This is a genomic window from Rubrobacter tropicus (assembly GCF_011492945.1).
GTDB lineage: Bacteria > Actinomycetota > Rubrobacteria > Rubrobacterales > Rubrobacteraceae > Rubrobacter_D > Rubrobacter_D tropicus.
This window is the reverse complement of sequence record NZ_CP045119.1, coordinates 1,578,844-1,597,137: the sequence shown is the minus strand read 5'-3', so window position 1 is coordinate 1,597,137 and position 18,294 is coordinate 1,578,844. Positions and strand designations below refer to the sequence as shown.

The following is an 18,294-nucleotide window of genomic DNA, read 5'->3' as shown; positions in this document are numbered from 1 at the left end:
ATGCGCGACGGAAGACCACGCAACCTGAAGGACATGCTCCGCGAGGCGAAGGACACCTCGGAGCTCATGGTGGACCTCGCCTACGCAGCCCTCTTCTACAACTCGGAAGACATCTCGGAAGAGGTCTTTCGCCTCGAGGGACGCCTCAACGACCTCGTCTTCGACATGCGTACCCTCGCCATCCTGGCGGCCCGAAGTCCCGCCGACTCGGAGCAGATGGCGGGCATCCTCCAGGTCGTCCAGGACATAGAGAAGATCGGCAACGCCGCGAACGACATAGCCAAGATCGTGGTGAAACGCCTCGGCATCCCCCGCGAGCTCCTCCAGGACATACCCGAGGCCGAGGAGACGCCCTCAAGGGTGCGCATCCACGCCGGCAGCGATCTCGACGGCCTGAGCCTCGAGGACGCCGACCTCCCGACCGAAACCGGAATGCGCCCCATCGCCGTCCGCTCCGACGACGAGTGGAACTTCGACCCCGAGCCCGAGGACGTGCTTCGGGCCGGCGACGTGCTCTTCATGCAGGGCCCGCCCGAGGGCGTCGCCGAGGTCAGGGGGCTGGCCGGGGCCGTGACGGTACATGCGCACCCGGCCGAGCCGGCGGGCGAGCTGACCGAGCTCGAGCGGGCCGTGGACATCCTGATAGAGATGAAGAACCTCTCGGAGGTCGCCGTAGGCCTCGCCTACTCGGCCCTCCTCTACTACGACGCGGGCCTCGCCCGCGAGGTCGTCGCCATCGAGAACGAGATGGACGAGATGCGCTACCGCCTGGAGCGCTGGGTGCTCCTGGCCGCCCGCCACATCGAAGACGCCTCCAGGCTGCGCGGCGTCCTGCACCTGGCTACGGCCTCCGAGACCATCGCCGACTGCGCGATGGAGATGGTCTGGATCGTGGAGAAGGGCGAAGAGGTACACCCCGTCCTCTCAGCCGCCATAGGCGAGTCCGACGAAATAGTCATGAAGCTAACGGTTTCGCCCGGCTCCCCCGCCGACGGCAAGACCCTCGAAGACTTGCAACTGGAGACCGAGACCGGCATGTTCGCCCTCGCCGTCAACCGCGGCGGGCGCTGGACCTACCGCCCCCGCGACACCTACGTCCTGAAGGGCAACGACTCGCTCCTCTTCACCGGCGCACACGAGGGCCTCGAACCCATCGCCGACCTCTTCGGCCAGGAGCTGGAAGGGCCGGCGTAATCCGGCAAGGCCAGACGCCCAGGGACGTCCTCCTCTTCTGGATGCCGCTCGCCCTGCTCGGGGCGGTCCTCTACGGGGCCGTGCTTGGGCTCTCGGAATCCCTGCCGCCCGACCTCCGGGAAGGTTCGAACGACCTCGGGACCTACCACGGCGCGGGCGAGGCGATCCTGCGGGGCGAGATCCCTTACAGGGACTTCTTTATCGAGTACCCGCCGGGCTCCCTGCCCGCCTTCCTCCCCCCGGCCCTCTTCTCTGACGATAGGAGAGCTTTCGTAGACCTCTTCTCTTCCGAGATGGCGCTCGTCCTCGTGGCCGCCCTCTTCCTCGTCGCCCTAACCGCGCGGCGTCTCGGCCGCGCCTGGCCGGTGCCGGCGCTGACGTTCACGGCCGGCGCGCTCCTGCTCTACCCCGTCGCGGTCACCCGCTACGATCCCGTCGTCACCCTCTCCCTCGCGGTCGCCGTCCTCGGTGCCGCGCTGGGAGGACGCTACCGGCTCCTCTCCTACGCATCTTTAGGCTTCGGCGCCGCCGCCAAGCTCGTGCCGGCGCTCGCCGTTTTGCCCCTCGTCCTCGCGCGGCGCGGCGCTGGCCTCGCGATCTTTTTCGGGGTTCTCGCCCTCTTCTTCGTCCCGGCGCTGGCCTTCGGGGACGCGCGGTTCGTCGAGAGCTTCGCGTACCACGCCGACCGGGGCCTCCAGGTCGAGAGCGTCGCCGCGTCGGTCCTCCTGGCGGCCGGGAAGGTAGAAGGCGTAGCCTTCGAGTTCGGGGCCTTCGAGGCCCGGGGACCCGCCGCCGGGCTCGCGGCGGGCTCGAGCCTGCCTGTGAGCGCCGCGCTGCTCGCCTTTACGGCGTTCGTGATGTATCGCCGGTTCAGGCGCGAGGGCCCGGAAAGCCTGCATTTTCCACGCTGGGCGGCGGCCCTTATACTGGCGTTCATGCTCGGCTCCAAGGTCCTGTCCCCGCAGTACGTCCTCTGGCTCTTGCCACTCGTGCCAATCTGCGCGGGCGGGCCGGCGGGCGCCGGAATCTCCATCGTCTTTCTTGCCGCCTGCTGGACCACTACCCAGGTCTTCCCGACCCACTACGACGACCTGTTGAACCTGAGATACCCGGGGCCGCAGTTGCTGCTCCTGCGAAACGCGCTGCTGGTGGCGCTGTGGGGATTGCTGCTCCTGCCCATTCGGCAGGCCGGCGCGAAAGGTGTCCCGTCGTGATCGCCCGTCGCCGGGCGGGTCTCAAACCCGCCCCCACGAACGGGTGCCGGACATCGCACCGGTGGTTTACAACGCGGCGGATGTGGGCCGTCGTTCTGCTGCCCCTGCTCCTGCTCGCGGTCGGCCTCGCGCCCGGGCCGCGACTCGGGGAGGAGGAGGCCGCCGGTAAGGCCGCCGCCGTCGAGGAGCTCTCGGAGTATTACGCGAAACCGACCGTCGAGGCGGAGGCGCTCTACGACGGGGACGACGACGCGTGGCGGGTCGCCCTCGTCGAGACCGTGTCCGGCGACGAGGTCGCGGAGTTCGCGGTGGCCGACGATTCCGGGAGGGTTGGCGGGGTCGAGGTCTCGTCGAAGGCCGAGGAGATAGATTATCCGACCCTCACCGAGGCGGAGGCCGTCAGGCTCGCCGCTTCGGACGCCGAGGTCAGGGGTGAGTTAGCGGAGCACGGGCCCTACACGACCGGGGCGCGGTACGAGGACGGGCGGTGGACGGTCCGTTTCTACGTCGACGAGACCGGGATGGTCGGCGGGAGGCCGACGGACCAGGGCAAGGAGGTGGCGACGGTCCAAATAGATGACGAGACGTGGGTGATCGACTCCGTGCAGACGGGGGACCAGGTGGGGTGGCTGATGGCGCGTGGGATCTCGGGCGCCTACGGCAAACAGGCCAACTACCCGTGGGTCTGGGGGCCGCTCGCGCTCGCCTTCGCCCTCGCCTTCGTCAGGACCGACAAGCTCTTCTCGTTGCGCAACCTGGACATCGTCATGCTCCTCGGGTTCCTCGTCTCGCACTCGTTCTTCCGGCAGGGGATCGTTTTGGAGGCTGTGGTGCTGTGGTATCCGCCCCTGATCTACCTCCTGGGACGCACCCTCCTCATGGGCTTCGGCATCGGGGAGCGGGTCGAGAAGACGAGCAACCTGCCGACCTGGCTGCTGCTCCTGCTCGCCGGGCTCGCCGCCGGCCTCGTCCTCGCCCTCAACACCGACTCGCGCGTCATAGACGTCGGGTACGCCGGCGTGGTCGGCGCCGACCGCATAATCGGGGGGGAGATCCCCTACGGCAACATGCCCCCGGACGTCGGCACCGGGGACACCTACGGCCCCCTCAACTACCTCCTCTACGTCCCCTTCGTCCTCATGTTCGGCTTCTCGGGGAACTGGGACTTCCTGCCGGCCGCCCACGCCCTGACCATGTTCTCGTTCGTGGCGGGCGCGATGGCGCTCTTCATAGCCGGGTACAAGCTCTCCGGTCCGAAGGGCGCGTCGGCGATGGTCTTCGCGTGGGCGGCCTTTCCCTACACCCTCTACGCGACCAACAACAACACAAACGACGTGATCGTGGCGGCCATCTCCGCCATCGCGCTCGCGGCCGCGGCCTCCCCCCTCGCCCGCGGCGCGACCGTTGCCGCGGGGTTCGCGGTCAAGCTCTACCCGCTCATGCTTGGTCCGCTCTGGATCTCCCACGACGGCTGGAAGCGCCGTCCGATAACGGACTTCGTGCTCGGCGGGCTCGGCGTCGTCCTGATCAGCTTCGCCATCCTCCTGATACCCGGCCAACCCATCGAAGCCGCGAGGCTTTTCTACGAGAGCACGCTCGCCTTCCAGGGCGACCGCGTGAGCCCCTGGACCATCTTCACCCAGGTGCCGGAACTGGCGTTCCTTCAGAGGCCGCTCACCGCGTTCGCCATTTTCCTGGCCGTCCTCGTCGCCTTCGTGCCCCGCAGGCGCACCGTCAGGCGGCTCGCCGCGCTGTCGGCCGCCGTAATCATCGCCTTCCAGCTAACCGTCAACTACTGGTTCTACGCGTACGTGGTCTGGTTCGAGCCTTTCGTCTTCCTGAGCCTCCTTCTCGCCACCAACGAGAAGTCGCGGTTGGACGGGGGGCATCAGGAAGAAGGGGAGGCGGACGGCGATGAAGGGAAGCAAGCCCCAACCTAGCGCGGAAGTGGCGCTCAACATCGTGGGGGAGCGCGTGGCGCTCGGACCCTTGCGGGAGGAGTTGCTGCCGCTGTACGGGCGTTGGATCAACGATTTCGGCACCATGCGCATGCTCGGACTCCCACCCGGCCCCGTGACCGCCGAAAAGGAGCGCGACTGGTACGAGCAGCGGTCGAAAGCCGAAACCGACCCGATGTTCACCATCTACGAGCGGGAGACCCTGCGGCCCATCGGCAACACGGCCCTGCACGGCCTGGACCACCGCAACAGGAGCGCCTCTTTCGGGATCCTGATCGGGGACTCGGATTGCCGGGGCAAGGGCTACGGCACCGAGACGACCCGCCTCATGCTCGACTACGCCTTCACGGCCCTCGGCCTGCACAACGTCCTGCTTACCGTGTTCGCCTACAATCCCGCCGGCTTCCGGGCCTACGAGAAGGCCGGCTTCCGGGAGATAGGCCGCCGGCGCGAGTCCCGCCTCATGGGCGGGAAGCTGTGGGATGAGATCTACATGGACTGCCTGGCCCCCGAGTTCGAGAGTCCGGTTCTCGGACGTATTTTCTCGCCGGAGGCGTCGCGGTAAGACGGCCGCGGTGGTCCGATGCTCTAAGCCGTAACGGCGGCCACATCACCCGCCTGCACGTGCTTGCGGCCGCTGATGCGTCGCCGGATGCGACGAGCAGGGTTTCAGGAACGCCCGCCATCCTCTGATTCGGGTCAAAAGCCCCTTGTGCCCGGCCGCACCCCTCTGATCCATGATACCAATCGCCCTCCGCGTCCCGGGTGGGTGCCCATGGGGCTAGCCCGAAGGGCGTTACGTAGAACTGTCCCAAAACAAGCCGGGTGGCTCACGCGAAAACCGGGTAGCCCCGGGCATCATGGGGGGATACCTGCCGCGTTTGCGCGGAGTGAACTCTCGTGGGAAGGAGGCGCGAATGGACCCGTCTGCGCGAAGGGGAGTCACCAGGCGTGAGGCGCTGAAACTCGGCCTCCTGGGTAGCGCCGGGCTGCTGCTGCCCCTGGAGAGGACGCTCGGCTCCCGCCGCTCGGCCCGCGCTGCGGGCGGGTTCGAGAGCCCGCGCAGGCCGCCGTTCGAGGCGGACCTGGCCATACCGCCGGTGATCGACGCCAGGCGGGGAGAAAGCATAAGGCTAGACGCGCGGGTTGGCAGGCAGGAGATCATACCCGGGATCACCACCCCCATCTGGGGCTACGAAGGGGTCTCCCCCGGGCCCACCATCCTGGCGCGGAAGGGCATCCCTGTGAACGCAACGTTCGTGAACAACCTTCCGGCCGCTGGCGACCCCGGGAACATAATCATCCCGGAGGAGCTTGGGCGGAGGTCCCTTTCGGAGATCGTGGTGCACCTGCACGGCGTCAACACGGACGCGCCGCACGACGGCCACCCGCTCTTCACCTTTCCTTCCGGCGAAAGCTTCGAGTATTTCTGGCCGAACAACGACTTCCAGCGCCCGGCCACGCTCTGGTATCACGACCACGCCATCCACGCCACGAGCCAGCAGGTGTACAGGGGCCTGGCGGGTTTCTACGTCCTCACGGACGAGTTGGAAGAGCGCTTGAACCTTCCCGATGGGGAGTTCGATGTCGGGCTCAAGATACAGGACGTGATCATCGACAAGAGCGGCCTGCTGGTCTACGCCAACGAGGGCTTCAAGGGCGTCGAGGGAGACGTGGTCACGGTCAACGGCAGGCAACAGCCGCGCTTCGAGGTGGCGAGGGGCAAGTACCGTTTTCGGATCCTCAACGGCTCGGACGCGCGCGAGTACCGCCTCGCCCTCAGCGACGACTCCGTCTTCCACGTCATCGGCTCCGACCACGGGCTTCTCCCGGCGCCGGAGCCGACCAGGCGCCTGCACGTCGCGCCCGCGGAGCGCTACGAGGTGGTCATCGACTTCGCCCGTTACCAGCCCGGCACGCGCATCGTGCTCCAGAACCGGCTCGACGAGCCCCAGGACCGCCGCCTCGAAGACCGCTTCGACCCGCGCTTGCCGACGAGCCGGGTGATGGCCTTCGACGTCACGCGCAGGCAGGGCTTTACGGCCCCCATCCCGGCGAGGCTACGCCCGCTCGCGGACCCGACGGGCGTGCCGACCCCGGCGCGGGCGGCGAGGACGAGAAATTGGGAGTTCGACCGCCAGGACGGCTTCTGGTCCATCAACGGCAGGCAGTTCGCCCCCGGGCGCGTAGACGCCCGGCCGCGCCTGGGCACCTCCGAGATCTGGCGGTTCGTGAACCCCGCGGGCGGCTGGGTTCACCCGATCCACCCCCACCTCGTGAGGTTCCTCATCCTGGACCTGAAGGGGCGTCCGAGACGACCGGGAGAGTCGGGCTGGAAGGACACTGTGTGGTTGGGTCCTAACGTCACCGCGCGGGTGCTCATGGAGTTCCGAAACTTCGCGGGCAGGTACGTGATGCACTGCCACAACGTCTCCCACGAGGACCACGACATGATGACCCAGTTCGAGACGGTGCTCTGAAGCGGGGTGCGGAGGCATTGCCTCCGCACCCCGCGCTATCAGCAATCAGCCCGCTTCGCCTCCGCTCTCGGCTATCAGCTCTTTGTTCTCGCTAACGGCTGACAACTGAAAGCCGACCGCTCTACAGAGCGTCAAACCATCGGACGCCCACGCCGCCTAGCGCTGACCGCGGCCGGATTTCGAAGCCCTTCTCCGTCCCACGAAGAACACGGGCGACCCGCTCGTCGGTATCAAGGTATGGAGCTTCACGGCCAGGAGAAAGGCCGCCGGGTGTGACCTTCTCAATCCCCCCGCGACTGCTCCCGCTTCTCTCTCTGTTTTCTCCACCGCTCCAACCGCGCCTTGACCTCCGCCTCCGACCCGCTCTCTTTGGGTTCGTAGTAGATGCGGTTCCTCAGCTCCTCGGGCATGTAGTGGTCGTTCATGCCCTCGGGCGCGTCGTCGTGGGCGTAACGGTAGCCGGCGCCGTAACCTTCCCTTTTCATCAAGTCCGTGCGGGAGTTGCGCAGAAAGAGCGGGACTTCGGGCGTCCCACCCCGGCGCACCTCGTCGAGGGCCGCGTTGATGCCGGCGTAGGCGGCGTTGGATTTGGCGGTGGAGGCCAGGTACGTCGTCGCCTGTGCGAGCGGGATGCGGCCCTCCGGCATACCGATGAGCCGGACGGCCTCGGTGGCGGCGACGGCGAGCGGCAGGCCGTGGGGGTCGGCGTTGCCGATGTCTTCGGAGGCCAGGATCACGAGCCTCCGGGCGACGAAGACAGGGTCCTCACCCGCCTCCAGCATCCTGGCCAGGTAGTGAAGGGCCGCGTCGGGGTCGCCGCCGCGAACGCTCTTTATGAAGGCGCTTATGACGTCGTAATGCTCCTCCCGCCCGTAGCGCGGCGCCCTCTGCCCGACCGCCCGCTCCACGTCGGCGGCCTCGACGCGCCTCGTGCCGGCCGCCGCGACTTCGAGCGCGTTCAGCATCCTGCGCCCGTCGCCGCCCGCCAGACTCAAGAGGTACTCCCGGCCGTCGTCGGAGATGGAGACGCCAAGCTCCTCGAGGCCACGCCCGAGCAAGGAGTTCAGATCCTCCTCCGCCAGAGGCCGCAGCCGTAGCACGCGCGAGCGGGAGAGCAGCGGGGCCGTCACCTCGAAGGACGGGTTCTCCGTCGTCGCCCCTATAAAATCGACGAGCCCTTCCTCCAAGGCCGGCAACAGCGCGTCCTGCTGGGCCTTGTTGAAGCGGTGGACCTCGTCCACGAAGAGGAGCGTTCCCCGGTCCCGGAACTTCAGTCGTTCGCGGGCCTCGTCGAGGGCCCCACGGAGGTCCTTTACGCCGCTCGTGACGGCGCTCAAGGGAACGAACTCCTCCTCGACCGTGCCGGCGAGGACGCGGGCGAGGGTGGTCTTGCCCGTTCCGGGCGGTCCCCAGAGGACGAGGGAGCCTATCCTGCCGCGCCGGACCACCGCACCCAGGGGCCCGCCCTCGCCGGTCAGGTGGGCCTGCCCGACGACCTCCCCAAGCGTCTTCGGACGCAAGCGTTCGGCGAGCGGGGCGCGGCGGGAGAGGTTATCCGCACCCGATTGGTCGAAGAGGTCCATGCGATGAGTATAACGGCGGGGAACTCTTCTTCAGGCGGTATCAGCCCTTGTGCAGCTCGTCGTGTTCGCGGCGCTGGCGGTCCATGCGGCGGGCGGCCTCCAATACGTCCTGCGGGTAGAGGCTGCGCAGGGCGCCCGTTTCGAGGACCTGATCCACCGAGTGCTCCGGGATCATCATCCACTCGGCCGCGTGCGGCACGGGCAGCGGCCTGTTGAACGTCCAGTAGAACAGCCACACAATCCACCGTCCCGGACGCGAGCCGGACAAAAACCTCAAAAGTGCGCACCTCCATCCAGAACCTGATCGAGGGATGATTCTAGCCCGACACGCGGTCCGGGGCGAAGTATCTGCGCGTCCGTGTACAATTAGGCCCGTGAACAGGGAGACGGTAGACTTCTACGAGCTCGTCGAGAAGGCGCTCGAAGGGCTGCCATCCGAGCTTGCGGAGCTTCTGGACAACGTCGCCATAGTGGTGGACGACTGGCCCGACCTCTCTTCGCCGCTCGTCGGGAGCGAGGAAGACGACACGCTCTACGGGTTATACGAGGGTGTGCCGCTCACGGAGCGGGGGTCGGGGTATTACGGGATCCTGCCGGACAAGATCACGATCTTCCGCGGGCCCCTGGAGCGGGACTTCTGGCGGGACGAGCTGGAGGAGCAGATCCGGATAACGGTGGTCCACGAGGTGGCCCACCACTTCGGTTTCGACGAGGAGCGGCTGGAAGAGTTGGGGTGGGGATGAGCGGCAAGGGCGCCGTTACCATCGAGGAGCGGATAGCGGCACCGCCGGAGATGGTGGCCGCCTTCGTCGGCGACTTCCGCAACGCGAAGCAGTGGATGGTCGGCGTCGACGGCATCGAGCCGCTCGGGACGGACGAATACAGGCTCGAAATCGAGAGCCCCATCGGCAGGATCCGTCCGGAGGTAAAGGTCCTGGAGCACGGCCCGACGACCGTCCGCTGGATCTACGCCTCGGCGGTCGAGGGCGGCGGACGGGTGGACATCTCCCCCGACGCGAACGGCGGCTGCCGGGTCTCTTACCAGGGCGAGTTCCATCTCAAGCGGGGGTTCCTGGACCGGGCCGCCCGCTTCGTCGGCGCGGAGCGCTTCGCCCGCACCAACGGCGAACGCTCCCTCTCCCGCCTCAAGCACCTGATGGAAGCCAGGCGTCTCGGATGACCCTTGGCCTCATCGAGGTACTTCTCGTCGTCCTCGTCTTCCTCATCATGGGCCCCCGGCGCATCGCCGACCTTTTCCGCTCAATGGGCCGCGGCGTACACGACTTCGTCGACACCCTGGGCCGCGACAAGGGGGCGAAGAAGGAGCTGCCCGAAGGGGAGCCCGACGACCGGGACACCGGCGGTTAGGGGCAGGGACGTGCTGCGCATCCTGTTTGCGGAGGCCCACCGGGGATTCCGTCAGTCGGCCTCGCTGATGCTCGCCCGGGAGCCCGACCTGGAGGTCATGGCGCAGGCCGGGTCGGTCTCCGAGGGACGGCGGTGGATGGTGGAAGGCGGGATGGACGCCGCGATCGTGGACGTGCCGCTCCTCGATGAGTACGGGCTTGAGTTGGTAAGGGAGATGCACGGCGCCAACCCGTCCATCCCCGTACTGGTGCTTACCGAGACGCAAGATCGGAAGCGCCGCAACGACCTGTTGGAGGCCGGGGCGCGAGAGGTGCTCTCCAAAGGGGTCGGCTACGAGGGCGTGCTCGCCGCGGTGAGGAGGCTCGGAGAATCCCAAACCGGCGACGTGCGGGTCGTTTTCGCCTACGAAGAGACACATCTCACCTACCGCGACACCCTCGTCGGCGCCGTCCGGGCGATCCGCCCGCACGTCGCGGTGACGGCCGTCAGCCTGCGCTCGCTAGCCTCGGAAGTGAAGCGGCTCGACCCCCACCTCGTCGTCTCGAGCCGCCCGAACACGACGGACCCCGGCAACAGGCCGGCGTGGTACAGGCTCGCCCACGAGCCAGACGAGCCCTCGGAAGTCTGCATCGAAGGCAAGCGATCAAGCCAGGAGAACCCCGGCCTGGACACGCTGATCGAGCTCATAGACCAGACGGAAGACCTGATCCGAACGGGCCAAGACCCGAAAGGGTGTTAGCACTTCAGCCGGTCAGCGTTTCAGCTGGTCAGCCAGTCACCTGTGGCGCGCCCTACACGGTATCCGAACCGTCCGCGGCCCGGTTGGGCCCCGCGCGGCAAAAATCTGACAGCTGAGAGCGAGGCCTGCGGAGCGGGCCGACGCGCGCTGAAAGCGGAGCCCGAAGGGCGCAGCGTGCTGACAAGCGGAGCCCGAAGGCTAGAGCCCCAGCGCTACGCGGCCTCCGGCGACTACGCGGGCGTTTGGTGGTTCGCGGTCTACGCCGGAGAGGTCTTCGCCCGAGCTCTTGAGGTAGACGCGGGGCGGCCTTACCGCGGGGTTGGGGTTTGCGGCGTAGGTCTGCCAGGTGACGTTTTGCCAGGTGAAGGAGATGATGGTGGGCGGCTCTTCGCCTTCGCCGAGGCCAACGTGGACCTCGGGCCTGCCCAGGGTGCGGGAGAGGGCGTTCGTGGAGTCGCGGCCTTCAGAGTCATTGAAGAGCTCGATACCGGCCCGCAGGCGGTTTTCGGGGTCGGCGAGGCCCTCCCGAAACTCCCGCTCGGAGTCAAGTGCGGCCCGCACCTCCTCCAATTGCGTCTGCAGGGAGGAGATCTCGGCCTCCCTGCCTTCCAGGTCCCTCTCCAACCCTTCGACCCTGCCGCGGGCCATCCGTAGGGCGTCGTCTTTGCGTGAGGATTCTTCCCGCGCCGCCCTGTTCGCCTCCTCCAGGTCTTCGGCGCTTCGCTTCAGGAGGTGGTCGCGGCGGGCTATCTCGCCGTCTTTGCGCTCGATCTCGCGTTCGAGGCGCGATATCCGGCGCTCCGAGCCCTCCCTCCGGCGCCAGCGCCCCCGGGACTCCGTTTCGAGCTCGCGGACCCGCTCCCTTAGCCTGTCCCTGTCTCGCTCGATTGCCTCGACGTGGCCGTCACCCGCTTCACGCGCGGCCCTGGCCTCGTCGGCAGCGAGGCGGGAGGCCGTCACCTCTTCGAGGAGCTCGCGGATGCGGTTGTCTTTTATCCCGATCCTGGTCCGAAGCTCGACGATCTCGGGGGGAGGCCCTCCGTTATCCTCGCGCCGCCCCTCTTCTTCCACCATCTACTCTCCCCGGCTCTAGGGCTTCTCCGCGCTCCCGTCCCCGGGAGACCCGTCCCCCGAGGGTTTCTTGAGGGATTGGCCCGCCTCCCGCGCCGCCCGGCGCTCGGCTTTGATCCGCTCCCGCTCCTCTTTGGACATCTTTTTCGGCGCGTCGGCCGACGCTTCGGCGGGGGCCTTCTCCCCGCCGTCGATCCCGGCCGGCGTCGCCGTCTCCGAGGCCCCGGTCTTCACGGATTTCCCGGCCTCCCGCGCGGCGCGGCGCTCCGTCTTTATACGCTCCCGTTCCTCCGCGCTCATCTTTTTCGGCGCGTCAGCGGGCGTCTCGGCGGGCGTTCCGGGGGCGTCGGTCTTCAGGGACTTGCCCGACTCCCTGGCGGCGCGGCGTTCGGCCTTTATGCGCTCGCGCTCCTCCTTGGACATCTTTTTGGGCTGCTCCCCACCCGCCGCGGTGCCGGGCGCCGCCGGCGAGGTTTCGGCGGTCTTGATGGATTTCCCCGCCTCGCGGGCGGCGCGGCGCTCGGCCTTGATCTTCTCCCGCTCCTCGGCCGACATCTTTTTGGGCTTCTCGCCCCCGGCTTCGGCCTCCTCCGCGGCGGGCTTCTCCTCCTCCGGTTTCTTGGGCAGGCCCGTGATGCCGCTGACCTTCTCCAAAAGTTCCTCGGCCGACGGCCTCTCCCCCGTCCAGGCGTTGGCGACCTTTCCGTCAGGCCCGACTATGAAGACGGCCGGCCGCGAGGAGTACCCGTGGCGCCTGTCCCCCTCCAGAAGCCCCCACTGGGAGCTCGTCACCCTGGCGTAGTCGTAGAGGAGGTAGGACTTCAGGCCGCATTCCCTGGCGAACTCGCGGGCCGCGGACGGCTCGGCGACGCCGATGCCGACGACGGAACCCGAGGCGAGGTTGATCTCTTGCTCCTTCGCGGCCAACGCCCGGAAGTATTCGACGTCCTCCTCGTTGCCGGGCCTGTAGAAGGCGACCACGACGGGCCCCCTCACGGTCCTCATGCTCAACCTGAGCTGTCCCCCCTGGGCGCTCGGGAGGTTGAACTCCGGGGCCTCGACCCCAACCTCAGGCGCAACGACGTCCCGCTTGCGTCTCGTAAACACCAGATCCTCCTAGCGCGTCTCAAACAACCAGCCCCCAAAATACTACAGGCTAACCAACGGCTTGGCCCACCAGACTTCCTCCCCTCCCGGACCATCCCGAATTGGCCGGAAAAACTTTCCCACTTACGCGGAGGTTGCGGGGATGCGCAGCGGCTATCCTTGAGACGTTTCAGGAACCCGAGACGAAGAAGAGAACGAAGCGATCATCTCCGCCCTTACGAGCCGCGGGGGAAGGGCAGAGTCGCTGGCCGGCCTCTTCCTGTCGGCGTCCCTGATGGCAGCCGTCTCCGACCCCGCTCGGACGGTGGCACGCAATCTCCGGAGCCCGGAAGCATGCGCGCTTCGGGGCTCTTTCGCGCGGCTCTGGTATTCTGGCCGCCGTGAAGCTGCTTATGACGCACGGGTACATGCTCTCCGGAACGGGGAGCAACATCTACGTCCAGAACCTCTGCCGCGCCCTGGTGCGCGCTGGTCACGAGGTCCACCTTCTCTGCCAGGACGAAGGCCCGCTCGCCCACGATTTCGTGAACGCGCACGCGGCCGTCGACGAGAATGGGATAGAAAAGCTTGGCGAGCAGGAGACGCCGTATCCGGGCCGGTGCGTCGTCTACAACCCGCGCATCGGGGACCTGCTCCCCGTCTACGTCTACGACGACTACCCGGGGTGGCGGGTAAAGACTTTTCTGGACCTCACGGACGAGGAGTTGGAGAACTACCTGGCGCGCAACGCCGAGACCGTGGGGGTCGTGCTCCGGGCTTCGGGGGCGGGGGCGGTGATCACCAACCATTCCGTGCCCGGTCCCCTGATCTCGCGCCAGGCGCTCGACGGCTCGGGTGTTCCGTACGCGAGCGTAGTCCACGGAAGCTGCCTGCAGTACGTCTCGCGCAGGAGCGAGAAATACATGGACCTCACGCGGGAAGGGCTCGAAGGGGCGGTCGAGATCCTGGCCCTCTCGACCCACAGCGCCGGCACCATAGCGGAGGACTTCCCCCACCTGGCCGGCAAGACCCGCTCCCTGCCGGGCGGCGTGGACACGGACCTCTTCCGCCCGGACGCCCTCGACCTCGACATCCTGGAGTCCCTGGGCGGAGGGCGGGGACGCGGACCCGGCCAGCAGCGGGCGCTGGAAGAGCGCCTGGACCGCTCGGAAGACGCGGAAGACCTGGTCCGGGGCCTCAAAGAGATAGCGGGTTCCTACGACGCCCGCGCCCACGACTCCGACGCCGGGGACCGGCTGGCGCCACTCTTGACCTCGGATGCGCCCGTGATCGTCTACCTCGGCAAGCTTATCCACTCAAAGGGCGTCCACAGCCTCATCTCGTCCTTCGCCCCCGTACACGAAGAGACCGGGGCCAGGCTCCTCCTCATAGGCTTCGGCACCTTCCGCGAGGTGTTGCAGGCGCTGGTCCGGGCGCTCGACGAGGGGGACGAGGAGAACGTCCGGCGCCTGGCAGAGCGCGGGCGTCTGCTCGAGGGCGGCCCGGCGAACCCGCTGGAGCACTTCGATCACTCCGGCGCCCTGCTGCGGGAAGCCGGCGGGTTCGGGGAGTCCGTCGAGTTCGTGGGCCCGCTCGGGCACGCGGAGCTCGCCAGGGTACTGCCGGCCGCCGACGTGGCGATGGTTCCTTCGATCTTTCCTGAAACCTTCGGCCTCGTGGCCGCCGAATTCGCCGCCGCCGGCGTCGTCCCGTTCGTGGCCGACCACTCGGGATTGCGGGAGGCGGGAGCGTTTGTGGGCCAGGGTCTCCCCTTCGACCTCAGGGTGCCGGTGAAGGACTTCGAAAAAAACCTGTCGGCGGCCCTTCTGGACTTTCTCTCCCGGCCCGAAGAAGAGCGGCGAGACCACTCAAACACCGTACGGCGCAACACCGTCCAATCGTTGAGCTGGGGCACGCTGGCGGAGAAGATCGTCGAGGTCTTCGACTAGCGCCGCCGAAGGCGGCGCGCACGCTCCCGGCTCCTCCCTTTGGTCGTCGCAGCACGCTACGCCCTTCGGGCTCCGCTTGTCAGCGCGCTTCGGGCCTGAAGGCCCTCGCTCTCAGCTTGTCAGCTTTCGGCCGCGCAACGCGCTACCGGGCGGCGCCACGCGCGGCGGCTCGGGTGTCGAGAGGGGCGATGCTCCGAGACGACTTGGCTGAAAGCCCGCGAAGCGGGCGTGCTGAAAGCGGAAGCCGGAAGCTGGAGCGTGCTGACGAGGCGCCAAAGGCGCCGGGCTGAAAGCCTCCGAAGGAGGCGTGCTAAATCTGAAACAGGAGTATGTAGGCGCTGGAGATGGCGAGCGCCACCAGGGTGAGCGGGAAGCCCCAGAGCAGGAAGCGCAAAAAGGTGAAGGTCGTCATGCCTTCGCGGGCGACGAGGCCGGCGACCACGAGGTTGGCCGAGGCCCCGATCAGGGTGAAGTTGCCTCCGAGGCAGGCGCCCAAAGAGAGCGACCACCAGAGTGGTTCGGTCGTGGCGGCGTCGTAGCCGCGGGATTCGGCGAGCCCTTCTATCACGGGGATCATGGTCGCCGTGAAGGGTATGTTGTCGACCACGCCCGACGCGAAGCCGCTGCCCCACATCACGATCATGGCCGTCCCGGCCAGGGAGCCGGAGGCCGAGGCCAGCGAGTGGGCCACCGCGTCGATGAACCCCGTGGCTTCGAGGGCTCCCACCATCACGAACAGGCCGACGAAGAACAGGATCGTCGGCCACTCGACCTCGTGCAAGACCTCCTCGACCTCGGGGCCGCAGACGAGCATGGCGACCGCCGCCCCCGCGAGCGCCACGACGGCCGGGTTGAGGCCCGTCACCTGCTGCAAGAAGAACCCGATCACCGTCGCAACGCACACGAGTCCGGCCCGGACGAGCAGCGGGCGGTCCTCTATCTCCTCGGCGGCGTCCAGCGCCATGATCCCCTTTCGGTCCTCCTCGGTGGTGCGGAGCTTGCGGCCGTGGACCAGCCACACTAGGCCCAGGGTGACGAGCAGGATCACGAGTATCGGGGGCGCCAGGTTCACTATGAAGTCCATGAACGTCAGCTCCTCGACGACCGTGCCGATGATGATGTTCGGCGGGTCGCCAACCAGCGTCGCCGTCCCCCCTATGTTGGAGGCGAGCACCTCCACTATGAGGAAGGGGATCGGGTCTTCCTCGAGTATTTGGGCGATGACGAGCGTGACGGGGAACATCAGGAGCACGGTCGTGACGTTGTCCAGGAAGGCCGAGAGGAGGGCCGTGATGGCGGCCAGATAGATCAGTACGAGCCCGGGCCTCCCCCCTGCGGCCTGGGCGCTCTTGATGGCGAGGTACCCGAAGACGCCCGACTCCTTGAGGATGCCGACCAGGATCATCATCCCGACAAGCAAACCCAAAGTCTCCCAGTGGACGGCCTCGATCGCCTCCTCCTGGCCGATGGCGCCCGCGATGACGAGCAGTATCGCCCCCCCGAGGGCCGCCGGCGTGCGGTGCGCCATGTCCGTCGCGAACACGAACAGCACCACGACGAAGACCGCGATGGCGAAGAGCATCATCTAACCCGCCCCCCAGGCCAACCCGTGATGCCTCTCTCCTCCCACGCGGGCATACTAGCAAGCGCCGAATCTCCCGGCCCGGAGCCGTCCGCCCTATTCGATCCCTTCTATCGCGGCGTAGAGGTCGAGGCGGTTGACGATGCCGACTACCTTGCCGCCGTCGGTTATGACGACGCTCGACACTCCATCGTGCACCATCTTGTGGGCCACGGCCAGCTCGCTCCGGCCGAGGGGGACCTGGGAGACCTCGGTGGTCATGACCTCCCGGACGGGCTTGTCCGCCGCATCGGTCAGGTAGTGGACCCACTCGTCCGCGTCGTCGGGCACGAAGGAGAGGTTGCCCATCATCTTCATGTAGCGGGGAAGGGCCGACTCCATCAGGTGCCCGTCGGTGACGAAGCCTTCGAGTTTGCCGCCCTCGTTTACTACCGGGACGCCGGGGACGTTGTTGTCGCGCAGGATCTTCAGGACCTCCCGCGCGGTCGTCTCCGGCGTGACGCTCACGGCCGGCCGCATCACGTCCTGTACCCTTATGTTCCTCCGGGGCCCCTGGCTCACCCGTTCTCCTCGGCGCGTCGCGGACAACCTCTTTCGAATTGTATTATCCTCTATCCTATGCAGGAAGTCTTTGCGGTAGGCCTCTTCGTGGTCGTGCTCGCCTTTATAGCCTTCGAGTTGGCGCACCGGACGGTTTTGGCCCTGTTCGGCGCGGCGGTGCTCGTGGCGGTCGGCGTGGTCAGCCAGGAGGAGGCCGCAACCGAGTTCATAGACTGGAACACCATAGGGCTCCTCGCGGGGATGATGGTGATCGTGGCGATCCTGGAGCGAACCGGCGTCTTCGAGTACCTCGCCATCAAGAGCGCCCAGTGGGGCGGGGCGAAACCCGGACGCATCCTGATACTTCTCGCCCTCGTTACCGCCTTCCTGTCCGCGTTTCTGGACAACGTGACGACCGTCATCCTCATGGTGCCCGTGACGTTCCTCATCGCGGACGCGTTGGACACCTCGCCCATGCCGTTCCTGCTCACGCAGGTTATGGCGTCCAACATCGGGGGGGCGGCGACCCTGATAGGGGACCCGCCGAACATCCTGATCGGGAGCGCCGCGGGCCTCACCTTCGCGGACTTCGTCGTAAACCTGACCCCGATAGTCCTGATCTCGCTCCCCGTCGTACTCGGCATCCTCTACCTGATGTTCCGCAAGGACCTGAGGGGCAGCGACAACGCGGAGGAGGTGATCGCCAACATGGACGCGGCCGGCAGCATCCGGGACGGGGTCCTGCTCCGCCGCTCCCTGATAATCCTCGGCCTCGTCATCCTGGCCTTCTTCCTCCACGGGGCCCTCCACCTCGAAGCCGCGACGATAGCCCTCTTCGGCGGCGCCGCCCTGATGCTCTACTCCGGCGTGAACGTCGAGGAGATCCTGCGCGACGTGGAGTGGCCCACCCTCCTGTTTTTCGTCGGCCTCTTCATCCTCGTCGGCGGGCTCGAGGTCACGGGCTTCGTCGGCAGCATCGCCGAAGCGCTGACCGGCGTGGGCGCGGGAACCTCGGCGACGACGGCCGTCGTGGTCATCCTGGGCAGCGGCCTCGCTTCCGGCATCGTCGACAACATACCCTTCACGGCGACCATGATCCCGGTAATACAGGATCTGGCCGAAGCCGAAGGCCTCTCTGAGGCCGAGGTCAGGCCCCTGTGGTGGTCGCTCGCGCTCGGGGCGGACTTCGGCGGCAACCTGACCCTCATAGGCGCCTCGGCCAACGTGGTAGTCGCCGGGATGAGCGAGCGCGCGGGGCAGAAGATCTCGTTCGTAAAGTTCATGCTCTACGGTATCCCCGTCACCCTGGCATCGTTGGCCCTGGCCACCGTCTACGTCGTCCTGCGCTACTTCTAGCACGCCCGCTGCGCGGGCTTTCAGCACGCTTAGGGCCTTGCGGCCCTCGCTTTCAGCTCGTCAGCTTCTTACCGCCCATGACCCGACCGGGCAGCGCGGGGCGGTTCGCATGCCGAGAGGCGTAACGCCCACAGATGACGGGCTGAAAGCCCTCGAAGAGGGCGTGCTGAAAGG

The 18,294-nt window shown here is 67.3% G+C and carries 17 protein-coding genes; 11 read left to right on the top strand and 6 right to left on the bottom strand.

Going from position 1 to position 18,294, the window contains the following annotated elements:
* The 5 genes from GBA63_RS07830 to GBA63_RS07810 all read left to right on the top strand — a co-directional run bounded on the left by GBA63_RS07830 (window position 1) and on the right by GBA63_RS07810 (window position 6,846).
* Window positions 1-1,194, top strand: coding sequence for a potassium channel family protein (locus GBA63_RS07830; RefSeq protein ID WP_166174990.1), 1,194 nt, complete (start codon window positions 1-3; stop codon window positions 1,192-1,194).
* Between the two features lie 41 nt (window positions 1,195-1,235).
* Window positions 1,236-2,408 carry a glycosyltransferase family 87 protein gene (locus GBA63_RS07825; RefSeq protein ID WP_166174988.1) on the top strand — a complete coding sequence of 391 codons (1,173 nt, stop codon included), beginning with the start codon at window positions 1,236-1,238 and terminating at the stop codon, window positions 2,406-2,408.
* 80 nt (window positions 2,409-2,488) lie between these two features.
* Window positions 2,489-4,348, top strand: a complete 1,860-nt coding sequence (locus GBA63_RS07820) for a hypothetical protein (protein ID WP_166174986.1) — start codon at window positions 2,489-2,491, stop codon at window positions 4,346-4,348.
* Entirely contained in the window at window positions 4,323-4,931 is a 609-nt protein-coding gene (locus GBA63_RS07815; protein WP_166174984.1) for a GNAT family N-acetyltransferase, read from the top strand. The genes GBA63_RS07820 and GBA63_RS07815 overlap by 26 nt, the downstream gene beginning before the upstream one ends.
* 352 nt (window positions 4,932-5,283) lie before the next feature.
* Window positions 5,284-6,846: a multicopper oxidase family protein gene (locus tag GBA63_RS07810; RefSeq protein ID WP_166174982.1), complete on the top strand. Its 1,563-nt coding sequence runs from the start codon at window positions 5,284-5,286 to the stop codon at window positions 6,844-6,846.
* A 281-nt stretch (window positions 6,847-7,127) separates the two neighbouring features.
* Here GBA63_RS07810 and GBA63_RS07805 read toward each other — a convergent pair whose 3' ends face one another.
* On the bottom strand, window positions 7,128-8,429 hold the full coding sequence (locus GBA63_RS07805; protein WP_166174980.1) for a replication-associated recombination protein A: 1,302 nt from the start codon (window positions 8,427-8,429) through the stop codon (window positions 7,128-7,130).
* 40 nt (window positions 8,430-8,469) lie between these two features.
* A complete protein-coding gene (locus GBA63_RS07800) occupies window positions 8,470-8,667 on the bottom strand; it encodes a hypothetical protein (protein WP_166174978.1) in 198 nt (65 codons plus the stop codon).
* 136 nt (window positions 8,668-8,803) lie between these two features.
* On the opposite strand from GBA63_RS07800, the gene GBA63_RS07795 reads away from it, so the two are divergent.
* The 4 genes from GBA63_RS07795 to GBA63_RS07780 are packed head-to-tail and all read left to right on the top strand — an operon-like array spanning window position 8,804 to window position 10,536.
* Window positions 8,804-9,172: a metallopeptidase family protein gene (locus GBA63_RS07795; RefSeq protein WP_207957132.1), complete on the top strand. Its 369-nt coding sequence runs from the start codon at window positions 8,804-8,806 to the stop codon at window positions 9,170-9,172.
* Window positions 9,169-9,609: an SRPBCC family protein gene (locus tag GBA63_RS07790; protein ID WP_166174976.1), complete on the top strand. Its 441-nt coding sequence runs from the start codon at window positions 9,169-9,171 to the stop codon at window positions 9,607-9,609. The genes GBA63_RS07795 and GBA63_RS07790 overlap by 4 nt, the downstream gene beginning before the upstream one ends.
* Complete coding sequence (locus GBA63_RS07785; protein ID WP_166174974.1) at window positions 9,606-9,797, top strand: twin-arginine translocase TatA/TatE family subunit; 192 nt, start codon at window positions 9,606-9,608, stop codon at window positions 9,795-9,797. The genes GBA63_RS07790 and GBA63_RS07785 overlap by 4 nt, the downstream gene beginning before the upstream one ends.
* 10 nt (window positions 9,798-9,807) lie before the next feature.
* Entirely contained in the window at window positions 9,808-10,536 is a 729-nt protein-coding gene (locus tag GBA63_RS07780) for a response regulator (protein WP_166174972.1), read from the top strand.
* 198 nt (window positions 10,537-10,734) lie between these two features.
* On the opposite strand, the gene GBA63_RS07775 is transcribed toward GBA63_RS07780, so the two are convergent.
* Window positions 10,735-11,610 (bottom strand): hypothetical protein, encoded by an 876-nt coding sequence (locus tag GBA63_RS07775; RefSeq protein ID WP_166174970.1) that lies wholly within the window; start codon window positions 11,608-11,610, stop codon window positions 10,735-10,737.
* 15 nt (window positions 11,611-11,625) lie between these two features.
* Window positions 11,626-12,714, bottom strand: coding sequence for a peroxiredoxin family protein (locus tag GBA63_RS07770; RefSeq protein ID WP_166174968.1), 1,089 nt, complete (start codon window positions 12,712-12,714; stop codon window positions 11,626-11,628).
* 392 nt (window positions 12,715-13,106) lie between these two features.
* On the opposite strand from GBA63_RS07770, the gene GBA63_RS07765 reads away from it, so the two are divergent.
* Complete coding sequence (locus tag GBA63_RS07765) at window positions 13,107-14,642, top strand: glycosyltransferase family 4 protein (RefSeq protein WP_166174966.1); 1,536 nt, start codon at window positions 13,107-13,109, stop codon at window positions 14,640-14,642.
* A 310-nt stretch (window positions 14,643-14,952) separates the two neighbouring features.
* Here GBA63_RS07765 and GBA63_RS07760 read toward each other — a convergent pair whose 3' ends face one another.
* On the bottom strand, window positions 14,953-16,227 hold the full coding sequence (locus tag GBA63_RS07760; RefSeq protein ID WP_166174964.1) for an ArsB/NhaD family transporter: 1,275 nt from the start codon (window positions 16,225-16,227) through the stop codon (window positions 14,953-14,955).
* A gap of 93 nt (window positions 16,228-16,320) precedes the next feature.
* Window positions 16,321-16,785, bottom strand: coding sequence for a CBS domain-containing protein (locus tag GBA63_RS07755; RefSeq protein ID WP_166174962.1), 465 nt, complete (start codon window positions 16,783-16,785; stop codon window positions 16,321-16,323).
* Between the two features lie 57 nt (window positions 16,786-16,842).
* On the opposite strand from GBA63_RS07755, the gene GBA63_RS07750 reads away from it, so the two are divergent.
* Entirely contained in the window at window positions 16,843-18,120 is a 1,278-nt protein-coding gene (locus GBA63_RS07750) for an ArsB/NhaD family transporter (protein ID WP_166174960.1), read from the top strand.
* Window positions 18,121-18,294: the final 174 nt, after the last annotated feature.

Excerpts from the sequence above, each read along its gene's own strand:
- GBA63_RS07830 (WP_166174990.1), top strand. The coding sequence starts at position 1 with ATGCGCGACGGAAGACCACGCAACCTGAAGGACATGCTCCGCGAGGCG.
- GBA63_RS07825 (WP_166174988.1), top strand. The coding sequence starts at position 1,236 with ATGCCGCTCGCCCTGCTCGGGGCGGTCCTCTACGGGGCCGTGCTTGGG.
- GBA63_RS07820 (WP_166174986.1), top strand. The coding sequence starts at position 2,489 with ATGTGGGCCGTCGTTCTGCTGCCCCTGCTCCTGCTCGCGGTCGGCCTC.
- GBA63_RS07815 (WP_166174984.1), top strand. The coding sequence starts at position 4,323 with ATGAAGGGAAGCAAGCCCCAACCTAGCGCGGAAGTGGCGCTCAACATC.
- GBA63_RS07810 (WP_166174982.1), top strand. The coding sequence starts at position 5,284 with ATGGACCCGTCTGCGCGAAGGGGAGTCACCAGGCGTGAGGCGCTGAAA.
- GBA63_RS07805 (WP_166174980.1), bottom strand. The coding sequence starts at position 8,429 with ATGGACCTCTTCGACCAATCGGGTGCGGATAACCTCTCCCGCCGCGCC.
- GBA63_RS07790 (WP_166174976.1), top strand. The coding sequence starts at position 9,169 with ATGAGCGGCAAGGGCGCCGTTACCATCGAGGAGCGGATAGCGGCACCG.
- GBA63_RS07785 (WP_166174974.1), top strand. The coding sequence starts at position 9,606 with ATGACCCTTGGCCTCATCGAGGTACTTCTCGTCGTCCTCGTCTTCCTC.
- GBA63_RS07775 (WP_166174970.1), bottom strand. The coding sequence starts at position 11,610 with ATGGTGGAAGAAGAGGGGCGGCGCGAGGATAACGGAGGGCCTCCCCCC.
- GBA63_RS07765 (WP_166174966.1), top strand. The coding sequence starts at position 13,107 with ATGACGCACGGGTACATGCTCTCCGGAACGGGGAGCAACATCTACGTC.
- GBA63_RS07760 (WP_166174964.1), bottom strand. The coding sequence starts at position 16,227 with ATGATGCTCTTCGCCATCGCGGTCTTCGTCGTGGTGCTGTTCGTGTTC.
- GBA63_RS07750 (WP_166174960.1), top strand. The coding sequence starts at position 16,843 with ATGCAGGAAGTCTTTGCGGTAGGCCTCTTCGTGGTCGTGCTCGCCTTT.